The organism is Brevibacterium sediminis, assembly GCF_024895295.1.
In the GTDB taxonomy this organism is placed as follows: domain Bacteria; phylum Actinomycetota; class Actinomycetes; order Actinomycetales; family Brevibacteriaceae; genus Brevibacterium; species Brevibacterium sediminis.
The window spans coordinates 284765-300100 of the sequence record NZ_JAHQRN010000004.1 but is presented as its reverse complement, the minus strand read 5'-3'; the positions used below and the strand labels follow the sequence as shown (position 1 = coordinate 300100).

The window sequence follows — 15336 nt, the reverse complement described above, 5'->3', positions numbered from 1 at the left end:
ATCGGGCCGGTACACGGACCGGCGGGGGCGGGCGTGGACGAAGCGCATTCGCTGGTCCACTTCATCCGGGCTGCGTATGTGGTCCCACCCTTATCGGCTGGAACCACTTCTCGGCGGGCCCGTATATCGACTCATCGACGAAGACCAGATGCGCCTGTTGATCGAACGCGACCATCATCGGGACGTGTGTGTCGGCCTGCACTGGTGCGACTCCCACCCCGTACCGCGAGTGCACTTCAATATCCACACCGGAGCACCGGTCGTGGTCGCCGGAGACGAGTACATATTTCCTGACGGCGGATTCAGCTCGCACTCCGAGGCTATGGACGCTGCTCGTGCATTGGCGGTGGAGCCATGACTGAACTGGACCTGTTCGGAGAAGCCCCGGCCAGGCGCAAGGCGGTCGGCGGTCACGAATCGAACTCCGGCGGAAGCGACGAATGGCTCACCCCTCCGTGGCTTATCAAGTCGCTCGGCGAGTTCGACCTCGACCCGAGTTCGCCTATCAACCGACCATGGCCGACAGCACGACAGCACATGACTCTCGAAGACGATGGGCTGCGCACGCCTTGGCCAGAAGGTGCCCGAGTGTGGTGCAACCCGCCATATGCGCACGTGTGGAAGTGGTTGGCGAAGCTCGCAGATCACGGAAACGGGATCGCTCTCGTCTTCGCTCGCACAGAGACGAAAGGGTTCCGTGAACAGGTGTGGGAGAAGGCCGACGGCATGCTGTTCCTCCACAAGCGGTTGTCGTTCCATCACGTTGACGGCACCGAGGCGAAAGCGAACAGCGGAGCACCATCCGTACTCGTCGCGTATGGCCGGCAGAACGTGAAAGCGCTCATCGATAGCGGGCTATCCGGGGCGGTCGTCAACGGGTGGTGGACATCATGACGAACACACCAGGGCAGATCGACATCTTCGAGATGATCCGCAAACCTGCCGACAACAAGGAACGGAAGGTCATCGACGCAGCATCCGGCCAGACCGACCGGGTGATGTTGAAGTGGCTTGCCGGCCTCTCCGAATGGTACGAGGACCACTCGACTGACTGGTGGTACGGCGAAGAGGAATGCATCGGGTGCCGCCAGGTCGAGGCCCGCAAGGCTCTCACGATCGGCCACGGAGTCCAGTTCGACGAAGACGGCAACCAGTACCTGCCGGGCGGGCCACGCATGGCGGAGCACGGCGTCTGCATGCTCATGTCGTTCGTCGCAATGCGAGCCGACATCGCCCAGAAACTCGCAGACAACGACCCCAGATACGACGCCTGGCGACGCCAATGCCACAAACACGAGCACCCCACCAAGCGGAAGAAGTGCCCACCTTCCCACTTCGCCGCCGAGGCGGAGTATCGCGCTCGCCTCGCTACGAAGGTGTGGGGATCAGAGGCATGGCGGGAAAGGGCATGGGCATGACGATCCCGAAGTCCGAGTCCACCCGCGAGAAGTGGGGCCATTGCCGAAACTGCGGCGGCACCATCGTCGCCTGCAAGGGCCTCACCCGAGACCGCGGCCACGGATGCTGCAAAGACTGCACTCACTCACCGAAGGAGGCTACTGATGCCACTGAGTAAGAACTGCTCCCACCGCTACTGCGACCACCCGGTGTTCCCTTGCCGATCATGCGGCACCACACCACTCGCATGCACCGCCGGGCAAAAGAACGGACGCGGCTGGTGCTGCGAGAACTGCAACCACGTCCGCGTGAAGGAGAGCTCAGCATGAACGCGAAGAAGGATGCTGACGACCACCTCGCCGTCGTCAAGGATTTCATGGACGGCAAGGAGGCCAGAGAGACCCGCCGCATCACCCGCGACCTCTCCGCGCGCATCAACCCCATCCAACTCACCACGGCGCTCGCCGCTGTCCTCCCGCACGTCGCGAAAGACGACGCCTCCGACAATCACCATGTTGGTCTCGTGTTCACCTACGACAACGTGCTCATCCTCGCCTCCTCCGGTCGCACATCGATCGTCACGAAGACACCAGCACGAGACGGGGCCAGAGTCACCGGGGACGTGGTCGCAGACTCGATCATCCTCACCCCGGTCATGGCCAAGCAGCTGATGGGGTTCGCCGGCCTCACCCCGAAGGACGCATGGGACCCCGAGGTCGAACTCACGATCACCGGCACCGGCCCGGACAAGATCCGCATCCGCGCCACCGACCGCACCGGCCTCTTCGAAGGCAAATCCCTCACCCTCCCGGTCCTGGAGCCGACGCAGAATCTCGCGCGCACTGCGAAGATCCTCGAATCCATGGCCGCCCAGAACCCGCGCGCCACCCGCACCTACGCGGCCCCGGCGGAGTGCCTGGAACTATTCGTCACCTCGGCGAAGAAATGGGGCACCGACTTCGAGGTCGACTCCATCACCGACAGCCTCTGGCGAGTCACCGCTGACGGCCTGTTCTACGGCCTCATCGCCTCATCCACCGTCACCGACAGCAACGAACAAGCAGCGCTCGCCGATGACCGGCAGAAGACCCGGTCCCGTTGGTTTGCCGACCTGACTGGTGTTGGCCAGGAGCTCGTGAAGGGATTCCAGTGATGCTCATCCTCCTCGAGAAGTTCCTCGCCGGCCCCGCGCACTTGGTGGCAAAGCTCATCATCATCCGACAGCACTGGAAGGCAAGAAAATGATCAGCCTCATCATCTCCCTCACAGCCCTCGCCCTATCCATCACCGCCACCGTCATCTACGAAAGAACCCGCCGCCGGCAACGGGCGCGGATCAGGCAGCTTGAAAACGAGAAGGCCGCTCGCGATCTGGGCGAGAAGATGCGTCGCGCGTTCATGGCCACCATCGCCGCGCAAGCCGGCACCAACCTCGTCGAACCCGTGCGCGTGGAAGACATCAAGTACGGCGACAAGGTGTGCTGGCACCCGCACGACATGTCCGACCATCAGCATTACGTCGCCGGGTACGACGGCGACCCCGGCCCATCCACTGACGGCGTCCACGCCCGCCCCGTCGTCCCGAAAGGACTCTGACCATGATGCCTATCTGCGATAACTGTGGCCGCGCACGAACCGCCAGAGACGCTTACGACTACAACCCACTGCAGGTACTCACCGGCATGCCCATCGGCTGGTACTCCGGCGACGACGGCGAGATCTGTGGAGACTGCATGGCCGCACTAATCAACAAGGCCAACCGGTAGAAGCACCAGAACAGGAGAATCAGAATGACCATCCACCAGCTCGCACCGAAGCTCTACAACTGGGCATCCATCCTCGAGCATGACACCGAAGCCCAGGCGCTCGCCACATCGCAGATGCCGTTCGTACATCCGCACCTCGCACTCATGCCTGACGCGCACCTCGGCAAGGGCGCCACCGTCGGCTCTGTCATCCCCACGGACAATGCGATCATGCCGGCCGCGGTCGGCGTCGACATCGGCTGCGGCATGATCGCCGTCCGCACCCAATGGACCGAGGACCAGCTGCGCACCGGAGGCGCGAACACCCTCACTGCACTCCGGGAGGACATCGAGTCCCGCGTCCCGCTGTCCGCCGGCCACTACAACACCACGCTCACCTACACCGCAGAAACGCGGATCGGAGAGCTCGAGGACATGTGGGCCGAAATGGATGGCGTCCCCCTGGACGTTGTGACCGGCGGACCGGAACGGTACGCACAGAACTGGGAGTACCAGCTTGGCACTCTCGGATCCGGCAACCACTTCATCGAGATCACCGTCGACGAAGAGCACCGAGTGTGGGCGTTCCTCCACTCAGGATCCCGCGGCATCGGCAACAAGATCGCCCAACACCACATCAAGGTCGCCCAGGATATCGCGAAGAAGTACTGGATCGACCTGACCGACAACGACCTCGCTTACCTCGTCGAAGGCACGCCCGAATTCGACCACTACATCGCCGAACTGAACTGGGCGCAGCACTTCGCGCTCCTCAACCGCGAAGAGATGATGGACCGGGTACTCGAAGCGCTCGCCACCTACATGGGCGCCGAGGTGGTCGAGCATGAGCGCATCAACTGCCACCACAACTTCACACAGAAGGAGCACCACTTCGGCCGCAACTTCTGGATCTCCCGCAAGGGCGCGATCTCTGCACGCGAAGGGCAGCTCGGTCTCATCCCCGGTTCCATGGGCACCGCTTCCTATGTGGTCGAGGGCTTGGGGAACAAGATGAGCTTCAACTCGTCCCCGCACGGTGCCGGCCGCAACTTCTCTCGCTCGAAGGCCCGCAAGACGTTCACCCACGACCAGCTACGTGAAGCGATGCGGGGCATCGAGTACCGCGACACGGACGCGTTCATCGACGAGATCCCCCAGGCGTACAAGGACATCGACCAGGTCATGGACGACGCCTCCGATCTCGTGAAAATCCGGCACACGTTCCACCAGATCGTCAACGTGAAGGGCGACTGACGATGACCGAGGCGGAAGCGCTCACCGAGCTGGCTCGGCAGAAGCGGATCGAGAACATGATTCGCTTCCACGAAGCACTCGACTCTAAGAGCAGAAGAGCACGAAGCCTGCGTGACGACATCAGCAGAGAGCTCGAACAACCGTGATGCAATCCGGGCACGAGGAATGTCCGCACGAGGCGATCACGGAGAAGGTCCTGTGCGAGGCAGAACCGCGTCTTGTGTCGTTCCTCTGCCACCACGAGCACAAGGACCCGATCTTCATCAATGAAGACCTGTCCCCGGAAACGGTCGGCTGGCACTGCCACTGCTGCGGCCGCGTCTGGGTCGACGAAACCTATGTGAAAGGACCACCGCAATGAGCGAGGACACCGAGGTCTTCTGCAATAGCTGCTTCGCCGGGATGGAATCGGACGAGCACCACGAGAAGTGCGTCCGTCGGAGAGAAGAACTGCGGACCAGGATCTCTGACGCGATCAGCGAGGCCGACGATGAGTTTCCCATCCTCGGTGACAACTATGGTGCCGCGCCGAATCTGACCGCGATCGCCGACGCTGTCATCGATGGTCTGGGGCTGATCCTGGAGAGCCGGTTCGTCTCCGACACCGACCTCGCCCGAGACGACGAACCGGTCACCGAGGACATGGCGCAGCGCGTCGTCGGGAAGTGGGAGACGCAATGAACTGGGACGAGCAGCTGATCGAGACGTGCACCGAAACGGACGGCAAAGTCCACCCGCGCACCGACCACGTACTCACCGGGGCGAAATGGATGCGCGACCAACTCCGCACCGACGAGGCAGTCGAAAGAGTGGCCTTGGTTCTGATCGAACAACGTGGCTACTACATAGGCGAAGGATGGCCAACGAACGAAGACCTGTCAGGCGGACCTGCAGGCGATAGAGACGTCGAGTTCAAGAGCGCATGGATGGACAGCGCACGCGAGGTCATCACCGCACTACTCGGGGAGGACTGATGACGCACTCACCAAGCCGACAAATGATAGCTGCGGGTGGCCTGATCGCAGACTCGTTCCGCTACGGCATCGAACGCTACGGTACGAACCGCAACCGCCACCAGTGGGGGATGGCTCACCGGAGGTGGCTGCTCGACAGTGGACAGTACATCCGGACCAGCGAACGCCGACCATCCTGCAACCTGCACTGGCCAGGGTGTAAATGCAACATGGCAGGACGGGCATTCATCGGGGAGTCAGGGCCGGAACTGGTCAACTTTCGGAGTCGCGGCCACGGCTACCAGTCACCGCACTCTCCCGAGTGCCGAGACCGGAACTGCCGCAAGTGCGACGGCCAAGCCTGGGACGACACCACCGATGCGCTCGCCTCATGTGGCTGCACTTGCCACCTCGAACCCACTCACTGACGAACACCACCACAGGAGATAACCCGGATGCCTTGGCTCAGAGGCGGCGACACCGCCGCTAACCACCCCGTCGTCCTCGCCGTCCTCGAAGACGAACGATGCGACGACAGGCTGCTGAACGAGGCATTCGGGTTCGTCTGGCGCTGTGCACTCCAATCCACTGCTCACCTCACCGACTACATCATCAGCCACGGCACCGCTGTGCAAATGGCTGGACAAGCCCGAGCCCAAGAACTCATCGACGTCGCGCTCGCCGCAGGCTACTTCACCGAGGTGGTCTACGAGGATGGGCGACGTAAGGGATACAAGCTCATCAACGACGACACCTTCATCCACATGCGAACGAGAGAGGAGATCGAATGGGAACGCCAACGCAAGCTCGACAACTCGAACCCTGCACTCACGATCCCCGTGCGCCTCCGCGACGGTGACGCGTGCCGCTACTGCGGCCTCGTCGTCAACTTCCAAGGCGACCGGCGCGGCCAGAAGGCAGGAACGTACGACCATCTGGACAGGCAGGTGCAGTCACCAAAAGACATGGTGGTCGCCTGCGGCAGATGCAACGCGGCCTTGCTCGATGCGCCGCGGGCTCATCGTGAGAAGCAGATGATGCCCCCGCCGAAGAAGCCCTACTTCAAACCGAAGACGTTGGAGTGGTTGCGCACCCACGAGTACGTGATCACCCACAACATCGTCCTCCCCGACACGGCAGAAGCCGACGTGAGAGCCGGGCGTGTACCGCCCGGCCGTGACGCCGGCACCGCAGCACAGAAGACACCTGAGAACCCTGCATCCCGGTCCGAGGGACAGCCCGCCACCCAGGCGGAGCGTGACCCCGCGGGAGACGTTCACCGGCCCGAGGGACCGCACGGCAACCCGTCGTGTGATGACCCCGCGGTGGACACAGTCTGGTCCGAGGGACTATCCGCCACCCAGGCGGAGTCAGACCCCGCAGGCACCGGCTCTGGACCGAAGGGACCGCCCGACACCCACCAGTCGGAGTGTGACCCCGCAGAGCCACCAAGCAGGTTCCAGCAGGTTCCAGCAGGTCGTGTGCATCCAGGATCTGGATATGCCGGGTCGGGTCGGGACGGTAAGGGTTCGGTACGTGACGGTACTGGCAGGGCTGGGCCTGGACGGTCGGCGCCACCTGTTGCCCTTGTGAACTCTCCTGCTCAGAAGAAGCGGAAGAGGAGGAAGCGGTGAAGGTACAGGATTACCGGGCTCTCCAAGCTAAGGCCATGTCGGAGAGACAGCTGCAGGATCAGATCATTGCTCTGGCCAAACAGATGGGCTGGCTCAGCTATCACACCTTCGACTCGCGTCGCTCGACACCGGGGTTCCCGGATCTGGTGTTGGTGCATCCGAAGCAGCGTCGTGTGATCTGGCGTGAGTTGAAGTCGAAGACTGGCACGACATCGGCGGAGCAGAAGGTGTGGATCTCCACCTTGTTGCTGGTCGGTGAGGACGTGGACGTGTGGCGGCCCCGCGATTGGGTGAGTGGTCGTGTCGAGAAAGAACTGAGAGGACGTTGACGATGTGGGATGCCCGTGATGTTCGGTCTGCCTCATTACCTGATCTGGTGCGTATGTGTGGTCCGTTGGCTCAGGAGTTGGAGGTGTCAATCCTCAGGCAGGATGCGACGATCCCGGCCAGTGGTGGGCGATCATCGGATGCCACCCCCATCTTGTACCGAGTGGGTGCAGTAGAAGTGCTCGACCGGATCACCGAGGTGCTCAGGTCAATGCTTGCTGCTTGGGTGTCAGAGCAGGAGCGGCCGAGGCATCGGATGTTGAGTGTGCCTGAGTTGGTGGCCAGTCTCGATCCGTTGAGGGATTGGGTGGTCAAGCATGCGCAGGCTGAGGCTTGGCATGATCGTCTGCTCGAGCAGTGTCTGAGTGCATTGGAGCAGATTGATATTCCACCTGAGCGTGTGTTCGTTGGCACCTGCCCGTCGTGTGGTGTGGACCTGTGGCCTGCCATGGGTGAGGACATCATGGTCTGCCCCAACAGTAGGTGCAAGGCACAGATCGATGTGCGTGCTCGCAGGCGTGAGGGACTCAGGCGCATCGAGGGATACGAAGCGCCGTTGCCTCGGATCGTCGACACGCTTCGAGCTGCAGGTGAGAAGATCACCTACGATCAGGCGAGGCAATGGGCGACGAGGAAGGACGTTCGTGGTCGAGTGCTGTTGCGTTCGGTTGGTCAGGATCAACGTGGTTCGCGTCTGTATCGTCTTGGTGATGTTCGATCAGTGATGATGAGGAAGACACGCCGCACGGCACGCGCCTACCGAAATGCTTGACATCTGTCACGTACCATACTCATAGAGTCACCAGAGGTGGCGATGAAGGTCTGACGCGGTTCATCCGGTCAGGCCTTCTGTCATGTTCGGAGGCAGTCGATGAAGAAGGTGTGCAACGGCAAGGGCTGCCCAAACCTCGTGCCCAAGGGCGTGAGGCTGTGCGACGACTGTGCCCGTGAGGCCGAGCGACTGCGTGGATCACCCACAGCCCGAGGCTATGGTCGCCGGCATAAGCGCACCTTCCGTGAGGCAGTCCTCGCACGAGACCCGATCTGCATCCTGTGTCATCGTCGACCATCCACCGAAGCCGATCACTATCCTCGCTCGCGCCGTGAGCTCGAGGACCTCGGACTCAACGCGAACGACCCGAGCTTCGGGCGGGGCCTGTGCAAGCCGTGCCACTCAGCGGAGACAGCAGTCCACCAGCCCGGAGGATTCCGGCAACTCGACTAAGCAAGTCGTCCTGTCAGTATAGACCCCCGGGGGGTGACCCCCTCGGCCCTCAATCCCAGGTACCGCCGGGGAGGGTTAAGTAACCGGCGTCGGGTTCAAAAAATCCCGAAACCCCAGGTCAGGACGGGTGCAATTCTTGGACTTCGCGGGGCGCAATGCCTCGTCGTGATGGTGCCGCAAGGGTGCCGGAAGTGAGGTATCGACCATGGCATCAGGAGGTGCACGCGCACGTAGCGGCCCGCCGGCCGACTTGAACTCTTACCGTCAGCGCCGCAATGAGGACGGGTGGATCAAGCTGCCCGAGCGTGTTGACCGCCGGCGAACCCCGAACTGGCCGCTCAAGCCTGGTCTTACTGATCGTGAGCGCGAGTTGTGGCGGCAGTTCTGGAAGATGGGTCAGTCCATCGTCTGGGAGTCCCAACACCAGCAGGTGACTCTCGCGATCTACGTGCGTCTGCTCGTGTCGATCGAGACCGAGAACTTCGACGTCCCGGCCTCGCGACTCACGCAGATGCGCATCATGGCCGAAGACCTCGGCGTGAACCTCTCCGGCATGGCCCGTCACAAGTGGCGCTACGCCTCCACGGAAGAGCTGCAGAAGAAGTCCGAGGCATCGGCGCCGGCCGCCGAGGCGAAGCCACGCCAGTCGACCGCCCAGCAGATCGCGGAGCTCTTCCCGTCTGAGGGTGACGACGGTGCAGGCTGATCGGAAGGTCCCGCGCCCGAACTACTCGATACCTCACCCCATCAAGACGATGGGGTACTTCCTCGCGGACTGGCTCGCCAATCACGCAGTGGTCCCGGACGGGGACATGTCCGGTGAGATGTTCGAGCCGACGATCGATCACAAGATCTTCCTCGCCAACCACTACATCGTCCGCCCGGACGCGCAGCGCGGCGAGCTCGCCTCAGCGTTCCACTACCGCCGCTCAGCATGGGTGGCCGCGCAGAAGATCGGCAAGTCGCCGGGAATCGCTGGTCACGCGCTGATCGAGTTCGTTGGGCCGTCGCAGTTCGATGGGTTCGCCACCGGGGGTGAGACGTACCGGTGCGCTGAGCATCGGTGCCCGTGCGGGTGGGAGTACGACTTCATGCCTGGTGAGCCGACGGGCCGGCCTCGCGCCACTCCGCGCATTCAGCTCGCCGCAGTCGTTGAGGACCAGGTGGAGAACACGTGGGGCGCGCTCGTCCCGATGATCGACTTCGGGCCTCTGGCCAATGTCATCCCGAAGACGGGTGAGGAGTTCATTCGCCACCCGAACGGCAACCGTGACTCTCTGATCGAGATCGTCACCTCGAAGGCTGATTCGAAGCTCGGTGCTCGCATCTCGGCGGCGTTCCCCGATGAGACGGGCCTGTACACGGACTCGAACAAGATGCGGAAGTTCAATCGCACCCTTCTCCGTGGTCTCGGCGGCATGGGCGGGCGCATGGTCGAGTCCTCGAACCCGCCGGACCCGGCAGAGTCGTCCTGGCTGCAGAAGGACACGATGGAGTCGGGCCTCGACGACGTCTACGTCCACCACTTCCCGCCGCCGAAGCACCTCGACTTCGAGAAACCTGGCGAGCGGATGCAGATCTTCCGCTACAACTACCAGTTCTCGCCCTGGGTCGACCTCCGCGACATTGAGAAGACCGCGAAGGACCTCATGCGCGAGCACCCCGCCGAGGCGGAACGGTTCTACGGCAACCGCATCGTCGCCGGCTCCGCGCATTGGATCAAACAGACCGTGTGGGACCTCCGCGCAGCCGAACCTCGCGTCGAGGTGAAGCCGCGCACGAAGATCTGCCTAGGATTCGACGGTTCGGAGACGAACGACTGGACCGGTTTCCGCGCCGAGACACTCGACTTCCACCAGTTCACCCCGACCTACCACAACGGTGCCCGCAAAACGATCTGGGATCCACGCCGATGGGACGGCCGCATTCCCCGTCTCGAGGTCGATGCGGCGCTCGCCGACATCCTCTCTGAGTACGAAGTTGTCCGAGCCTACTTCGACCCGTTCGGTTACCGCACCGAGCTCGCTGAGTGGTCGGCGAAGTACGGCGACGTGATCGTTGAGTTCGCGACGAACCGTCTCGGCCAGATGTGGGAGGCGCTGGAAGCGTTCAAGATGACCGTCGTCGACCCTGAGTCGGAGTTCTCTCATGACGCCGACGAGACGGTGTCGATCCACATCCGTAACGCTGTCGAGTCCGCTGTCGGCGGCTTCGGGAAGTACTACATCAAGAAGGCTTCTGAGGATCAGAAGATCGACCTCACCATGTCCTCGGTCCTCGCCCACCAGGCCACGCTCGATGCGGTGAAGTCGGGCGCGAAGAACACGAAGAAGTCCACGATCTACACCGGCACATCAACGAAATGGAGGTGACATGCCAACTCTCTCCGTTGAGCAAGCAGAGCAGGTGACAGACCAGCTCTCGCAGGCGTTGCAGCTGCGCCGCGGCGACATTACGAAGCGCATGAACTACCTCACCGGAGAGACCGGCCGTCTCCGATTCGCCTCGGACAAGTTCAAGGAGAGCTTCCAGCAACGCTACAAGGGCTTCACCGACAACTGGTGCGCCCCAGTCGTGGAGGCCGTTGGTGAGCGCATGGTCTATCTCGGTCTCCGGCCGGCCGAGAAGCTGGGCGCCGACACCGGATTGGCACGCGCCTGGGAAGCCACCGGCGCAGACGCGGGAATCCAGGAGGCGCTCGCTGTCCGTTCGGCGGCCGCACGCGCTTTCGCGCTCGTGTCCCCCACGGACCGTGTCGATCGGCCTCGCATCACCTTCGAGCACCCCGAACAGACCATTGTCGACGAGGACCCGGCCACCGGGATACGACGTGCAGCTCTGATCATGTGGGCGGACGACAAATGGGAGTACGCCACCCTCTACACGGCCGACGAGGTCTGGAAGTTCCAGCGCAGCACATCAGAAGACCGTGAGGCGCGCATGGGCCGACCCGTCGACCTCGGCACCGGGTGGGAACCTCGCCACTACAACACCGACAACACTTGGCCGGCACGCAACCCGCTCGGCCAGGTCCCGATCGTGGAGATGAAGAACCGGTCGTTCCTCCGCCCTGACCAGCCGATTTCAGAGATCTCGGGTGTCATGGCAATGCAAGACGCAATCAATCTCACCTGGGCGTACCTCCTCAACGCTCTCGACATGGTGTCCCTGCCTCAGCGGATCATCACCGGCGCCGACGTCCCTGAGGTCCCGATCCTGGGCGAAGACGGGCAGATTGTCGGATACCGACCAGTGGACCTCGACAGCCTCACCGGCGAGAAAGTTCTCTGGGTGCCCGGCCCCGACGCGAAGCCCCATGAGTGGTCGGCCGCGCAGATCGGCCCCTTCCTCGAGGTCACCCAGCAGGCCGTCGAGCATATCGCCGCGCAGACGCGCACCCCGCCGCACTACCTGTCCGGGAAGATGGTCAACACCGCCGCCGAGGCGCTGACGATCTCTGAAGCCGGTCTCGTGTCCAGAGCCCGACAGTCGATCCTCTTCGTCAATCAAGACGTACGCACCATCAACTACCTCACCGCGCTGGCCATGAACCGCTCGGAAAAGGAAGCCGACGCGATCGCCGCCGGCACCCCGATGTGGGCCGACCCTCAATACCGATCGGACGCGCAGCGCGCCGATGCTCTGCTCAAAAAGAAGCAGCTCGGCTACCCCATGAAGTACATCCTCGAGCAGGACGGTCTGCCTCCGCACGAGATCGACCGTGTGATGAAGATGATCAAGGAAGAGCAGGAACAGGATCCGCTCGGGGTCATTCAACGCATGACCACTTCCGGCCTGCCTGAACAGCCTCAGGACGTCGAAGAGCAACTATGAGTACCGCCGACGTCGTCCGCGCAGCGTCCCGCCACAAGCAGACCACCGCTGAGTTGACGAACGCGGCGTACATACGTGCCGCCGGGGCCTGGAAGAAGGTCAACCCCGGGTCGATCGTCTCATCCTGGCAGATCCTGTCCACATCGATCATCGCCGCACTGATGGTCGCCCAGACCCGCACAATCGAGTCAGCAGACGCCTCCCTCGACCTCGCTTTCAACGAACAAAACATCGACCCTCTCGACGCACGCATCCGCAAGGAAGCAATCGTCGGCACCATGCCCGCCACCGGCGCAACACTCGACGCGGCGCTCGCCGGAGTCGCCTACCACGCTCTCGACCACATCGGGCGCGGGTATTCGACGAATGAGGCCATGCAGACGGGTCTGGTGGAGTTGTCGAAGCTCGTACAGTACGGAGTCGCTGACGCGGGCCGTGCCTCTTCGCAGATCCGGATCGGCTCGACGCGACAGAAGGTCGGGTACGTACGCATGGCTTCTCTCGGGTGCTGCGCACGATGCTCAGTGCTCGCTGGCCGCTACTACGCGTGGAACACCGGGTTCCTCCGCCACCCGCACTGCCGGTGCGTTCATATCCCCGCGCAGGAGTCCATGGCCGACACCTTCGCCACAGACCCGTACGAAGCGTTCGACGCACTGACTGCTGCTGAGCAGGACCGCATCTATACGAAGGCCGGCGCCGAGGCGATCCGCAATGGCGCTGACATGAACCAAGTGGTCAACTCCCGCCGAGGTATGACCACCTCAGGCCGGTTCACCGCCGAAGGCGTAGGAAAGCGCGGCTACTACAAGATCACCTCCGAGGCTGGCCGACGCGGGTACAGCCGCTTGTCCGTCGACGAGATACTCCGCCGCTCCGGCTCCGACAAGGAGCGTTTCGTCAGCCTGCTCACCGAGTACGGCTACTTCGTCTGACCCACAGATTCCCCGCCTCCACGGCAAGCGTGGCGGCACCCCACCATGCGCAATGCAGGAGGAGAACACCCATGTCAACGCTCAAACCCGCTGACGAACCGAAACTCACCGAGAACAGTGACGACGAGGAAACCAACCTTGACGAGGACACCTCGACTGAGGACGACTCGATCAACGATCACGACGACGAGGATGACGACGAGGACGGCAGCGATTCGCTCGGCGACAAGGGCAAGCAGGCCCTCGACCGTATGAAGACTGCTCGGAATGAGGCGAAGAAGCTCGCGAAGGAACGCGAGGCCGAGATCGCCGAACTCAAAAGGCAGTTGGCGGCGGAAGACAAGACGCCCGAGGAGAACGAACTCGAGCAGGCCCGCGCCGAAGCCCGAGCCGAGGCGATGACCGCAGCCAACGCCCGCGTGATCCGCTCCGAGGTGAAGTCCGCGGCTGCCGGCAAGCTCCGAAACCCGGCGCTCGCTCTCCGCCTGCTCGACCTTACAGATTTCGATGTTGACGAGAACGGGGACGTCGACACCGAGCAAATCCAGGAGGCCATTTCCGACCTGCTGGAAGAGAACCCCGAACTAGCCGCGCAAGGCGGCAACGCGAGTTTCGACTCCGGGCGTGGCAAACAGCCGCGGAAAAAGAAGCTCACGAAAGACGATCTCAAGGGTATGTCTCCGGACGAGATTACCAAGGCCTACAACGAGGGCCGGATCGAAACCTCATGACTCCCACCAGGGAAGTCACCTAACCAGAAGGGACGATCGCCATGGCGATTACCAATTTCATCCCGGAGATCTGGTCGGCCAAGATGCTCACCGAGTTCCGCCACACCGCGGTGTGGGCAGGACTCACCAACCGTGAGTACGAGGGCGATCTTCGTTCGGGGAACAAGCTCCACATCACCAGCCCGGTGCCGATCGCGATCAAGGACTACAAGGCTGCGAACCGCACCACCAGTGCTGACGCGATCTCGGACACCGGCATCGAGCTCGACGTCGACCAGGAGAAGAACTTCGACTTCTACGTCGACGACATCGACCGCGCCCAGGCCGCCGGCAACCTCAACGAGTACACCAAGTCGGCCGCCGACGGACTCGTCGAAGATGCTGACAAGTTCCTCGCCGCGCTCGCCGTCACCAACGGCACCGCCGTGACTCCCGGCGCTCCGGCAACGGATGCGAAGACCGCGTGGAATGTTCTGCGCGACCTGGTCAAGGCCCTCAACAAGGCTGCCGTGCCGAAGGAGAACCGTGTCTTCGTCGCGAACGCTGAGTTCGAGGCGCTGCTCTTCGAGCATGACTCGAAGATGACCAACGCTGATCAGTCCGGGACCACCGAGGGCCTGCGCAACGCCTCTCTCGGCAAGATCCTGCGACTCGACGGGTACGGCTCGGAGAACCTGCCCGAGACTGACGCCCCGCAGGTCGTGGCCATGCACCGTTCGTCTCTGGCGTTCGTGTCGCAGATCCAGAAGACCGAGGCGATGCGCGCCGAGAACAAGTTCGCTGACCGACTGCGTGGCCTCCACGTCTACGGCGCAAAGGTTGTTCGCCCAAAGGCCATCGCTGTCTACACGGCAGCCTGATCGGGAGGTTCACTCATGACTCTCGTGAAGGGACCCAACGGTCTCGTCTTCGACGTGGCCCCGTCGGTCGCCTCCGGGCTGATCGGCGGCGGCCACGTCGTGGCAGTCGAGGCCAAGGGCAAGAAGAAGTCCAAGAAGGGCAAAGCCGACTCCGAGGAGCAGGAGGCCCAGTCGGACTCCGAGGTGGAAGATTCTGAGGCTAACTCGGACGATTCCTTCCACGAGACCAACTCGGACCCGGCTGACCAGGGCGAACAGTCCGAAGAACAGGTGGAAAATTCCGACGATGATTCGGACGAGTCTTCCACTGAGACGCCTGCCGTCCCGTCCGGCAACGCGTCCCGCGGCGAATGGGAGGCCTACGCGCTCGCCCAGGGGTTCGCAGAGGAACAGCTCGACGGGCTCAAGCGCGACGAGATCCGCGCACTGTTCGACGAATGA

Annotated in this window: 18 protein-coding genes; all 18 read left to right on the top strand. The window is 62.8% G+C overall.

What is annotated here, in order from left to right; genetic code table 11:
* Positions 1-354: 354 nt before the first annotated feature.
* The 18 genes from KTJ89_RS11345 (at position 355) to KTJ89_RS11260 (ending at position 15336) form a co-directional block, all read left to right on the top strand.
* Positions 355-894: a DNA N-6-adenine-methyltransferase gene (locus KTJ89_RS11345; protein WP_259357816.1), complete on the top strand. Its 540-nt coding sequence runs from the start codon at positions 355-357 to the stop codon at positions 892-894.
* Positions 891-1418, top strand: a complete 528-nt coding sequence (locus tag KTJ89_RS11340; protein WP_259357815.1) for a hypothetical protein — start codon at positions 891-893, stop codon at positions 1416-1418. Before KTJ89_RS11345 ends, KTJ89_RS11340 begins: the two co-directional genes overlap by 4 nt.
* 305 nt (positions 1419-1723) lie before the next feature.
* Positions 1724-2551, top strand: coding sequence for a hypothetical protein (locus KTJ89_RS11335; RefSeq protein WP_259357814.1), 828 nt, complete (start codon positions 1724-1726; stop codon positions 2549-2551).
* Between the two features lie 88 nt (positions 2552-2639).
* Positions 2640-2993 carry a hypothetical protein gene (locus KTJ89_RS11330; protein ID WP_259357813.1) on the top strand — a complete coding sequence of 118 codons (354 nt, stop codon included), beginning with the start codon at positions 2640-2642 and terminating at the stop codon, positions 2991-2993.
* A gap of 2 nt (positions 2994-2995) precedes the next feature.
* Positions 2996-3163: a hypothetical protein gene (locus tag KTJ89_RS11325; protein WP_259357812.1), complete on the top strand. Its 168-nt coding sequence runs from the start codon at positions 2996-2998 to the stop codon at positions 3161-3163.
* Between the two features lie 30 nt (positions 3164-3193).
* Positions 3194-4396: an RtcB family protein gene (locus KTJ89_RS11320; protein WP_259357929.1), complete on the top strand. Its 1203-nt coding sequence runs from the start codon at positions 3194-3196 to the stop codon at positions 4394-4396.
* 357 nt (positions 4397-4753) lie between these two features.
* Complete coding sequence (locus KTJ89_RS11315; protein ID WP_259357811.1) at positions 4754-5077, top strand: hypothetical protein; 324 nt, start codon at positions 4754-4756, stop codon at positions 5075-5077.
* A complete protein-coding gene (locus KTJ89_RS11310) occupies positions 5074-5370 on the top strand; it encodes a hypothetical protein (protein WP_259357810.1) in 297 nt (98 codons plus the stop codon). The genes KTJ89_RS11315 and KTJ89_RS11310 overlap by 4 nt, the downstream gene beginning before the upstream one ends.
* Before the next feature lie 434 nt (positions 5371-5804).
* On the top strand, positions 5805-6983 hold the full coding sequence (locus KTJ89_RS11305) for a hypothetical protein (RefSeq protein ID WP_259357809.1): 1179 nt from the start codon (positions 5805-5807) through the stop codon (positions 6981-6983).
* A complete protein-coding gene (locus tag KTJ89_RS11300) occupies positions 6980-7312 on the top strand; it encodes a VRR-NUC domain-containing protein (RefSeq protein WP_259357808.1) in 333 nt (110 codons plus the stop codon). The genes KTJ89_RS11305 and KTJ89_RS11300 overlap by 4 nt, the downstream gene beginning before the upstream one ends.
* A gap of 83 nt (positions 7313-7395) precedes the next feature.
* Positions 7396-8082 (top strand): hypothetical protein, encoded by a 687-nt coding sequence (locus KTJ89_RS11295; protein WP_259357807.1) that lies wholly within the window; start codon positions 7396-7398, stop codon positions 8080-8082.
* Positions 8083-8785: 703 nt separating this feature from the next.
* Positions 8786-9241: a hypothetical protein gene (locus tag KTJ89_RS11290; protein WP_259357806.1), complete on the top strand. Its 456-nt coding sequence runs from the start codon at positions 8786-8788 to the stop codon at positions 9239-9241.
* A complete protein-coding gene (locus tag KTJ89_RS11285; RefSeq protein ID WP_259357805.1) occupies positions 9222-10907 on the top strand; it encodes a terminase large subunit domain-containing protein in 1686 nt (561 codons plus the stop codon). Before KTJ89_RS11290 ends, KTJ89_RS11285 begins: the two co-directional genes overlap by 20 nt.
* Before the next feature lies 1 nt (position 10908).
* Entirely contained in the window at positions 10909-12369 is a 1461-nt protein-coding gene (locus KTJ89_RS11280) for a phage portal protein (RefSeq protein WP_259357804.1), read from the top strand.
* A complete protein-coding gene (locus tag KTJ89_RS11275; RefSeq protein ID WP_259357803.1) occupies positions 12366-13304 on the top strand; it encodes a VG15 protein in 939 nt (312 codons plus the stop codon). The genes KTJ89_RS11280 and KTJ89_RS11275 overlap by 4 nt, the downstream gene beginning before the upstream one ends.
* A gap of 71 nt (positions 13305-13375) precedes the next feature.
* Entirely contained in the window at positions 13376-14035 is a 660-nt protein-coding gene (locus tag KTJ89_RS11270; RefSeq protein ID WP_259357802.1) for a phage scaffolding protein, read from the top strand.
* A 41-nt stretch (positions 14036-14076) separates the two neighbouring features.
* Positions 14077-14895, top strand: coding sequence for a phage major capsid protein (locus KTJ89_RS11265; protein WP_173151326.1), 819 nt, complete (start codon positions 14077-14079; stop codon positions 14893-14895).
* Between the two features lie 15 nt (positions 14896-14910).
* Positions 14911-15336 (top strand): hypothetical protein, encoded by a 426-nt coding sequence (locus KTJ89_RS11260; protein ID WP_259357801.1) that lies wholly within the window; start codon positions 14911-14913, stop codon positions 15334-15336.

Excerpts from the sequence above, each read along its gene's own strand:
- KTJ89_RS11345 (WP_259357816.1), top strand. The coding sequence starts at position 355 with ATGACTGAACTGGACCTGTTCGGAGAAGCCCCGGCCAGGCGCAAGGCG.
- KTJ89_RS11340 (WP_259357815.1), top strand. The coding sequence starts at position 891 with ATGACGAACACACCAGGGCAGATCGACATCTTCGAGATGATCCGCAAA.
- KTJ89_RS11335 (WP_259357814.1), top strand. The coding sequence starts at position 1,724 with ATGAACGCGAAGAAGGATGCTGACGACCACCTCGCCGTCGTCAAGGAT.
- KTJ89_RS11330 (WP_259357813.1), top strand. The coding sequence starts at position 2,640 with ATGATCAGCCTCATCATCTCCCTCACAGCCCTCGCCCTATCCATCACC.
- KTJ89_RS11325 (WP_259357812.1), top strand. The coding sequence starts at position 2,996 with ATGATGCCTATCTGCGATAACTGTGGCCGCGCACGAACCGCCAGAGAC.
- KTJ89_RS11315 (WP_259357811.1), top strand. The coding sequence starts at position 4,754 with ATGAGCGAGGACACCGAGGTCTTCTGCAATAGCTGCTTCGCCGGGATG.
- KTJ89_RS11310 (WP_259357810.1), top strand. The coding sequence starts at position 5,074 with ATGAACTGGGACGAGCAGCTGATCGAGACGTGCACCGAAACGGACGGC.
- KTJ89_RS11305 (WP_259357809.1), top strand. The coding sequence starts at position 5,805 with ATGCCTTGGCTCAGAGGCGGCGACACCGCCGCTAACCACCCCGTCGTC.
- KTJ89_RS11280 (WP_259357804.1), top strand. The coding sequence starts at position 10,909 with ATGCCAACTCTCTCCGTTGAGCAAGCAGAGCAGGTGACAGACCAGCTC.
- KTJ89_RS11275 (WP_259357803.1), top strand. The coding sequence starts at position 12,366 with ATGAGTACCGCCGACGTCGTCCGCGCAGCGTCCCGCCACAAGCAGACC.
- KTJ89_RS11270 (WP_259357802.1), top strand. The coding sequence starts at position 13,376 with ATGTCAACGCTCAAACCCGCTGACGAACCGAAACTCACCGAGAACAGT.
- KTJ89_RS11265 (WP_173151326.1), top strand. The coding sequence starts at position 14,077 with ATGGCGATTACCAATTTCATCCCGGAGATCTGGTCGGCCAAGATGCTC.
- KTJ89_RS11260 (WP_259357801.1), top strand. The coding sequence starts at position 14,911 with ATGACTCTCGTGAAGGGACCCAACGGTCTCGTCTTCGACGTGGCCCCG.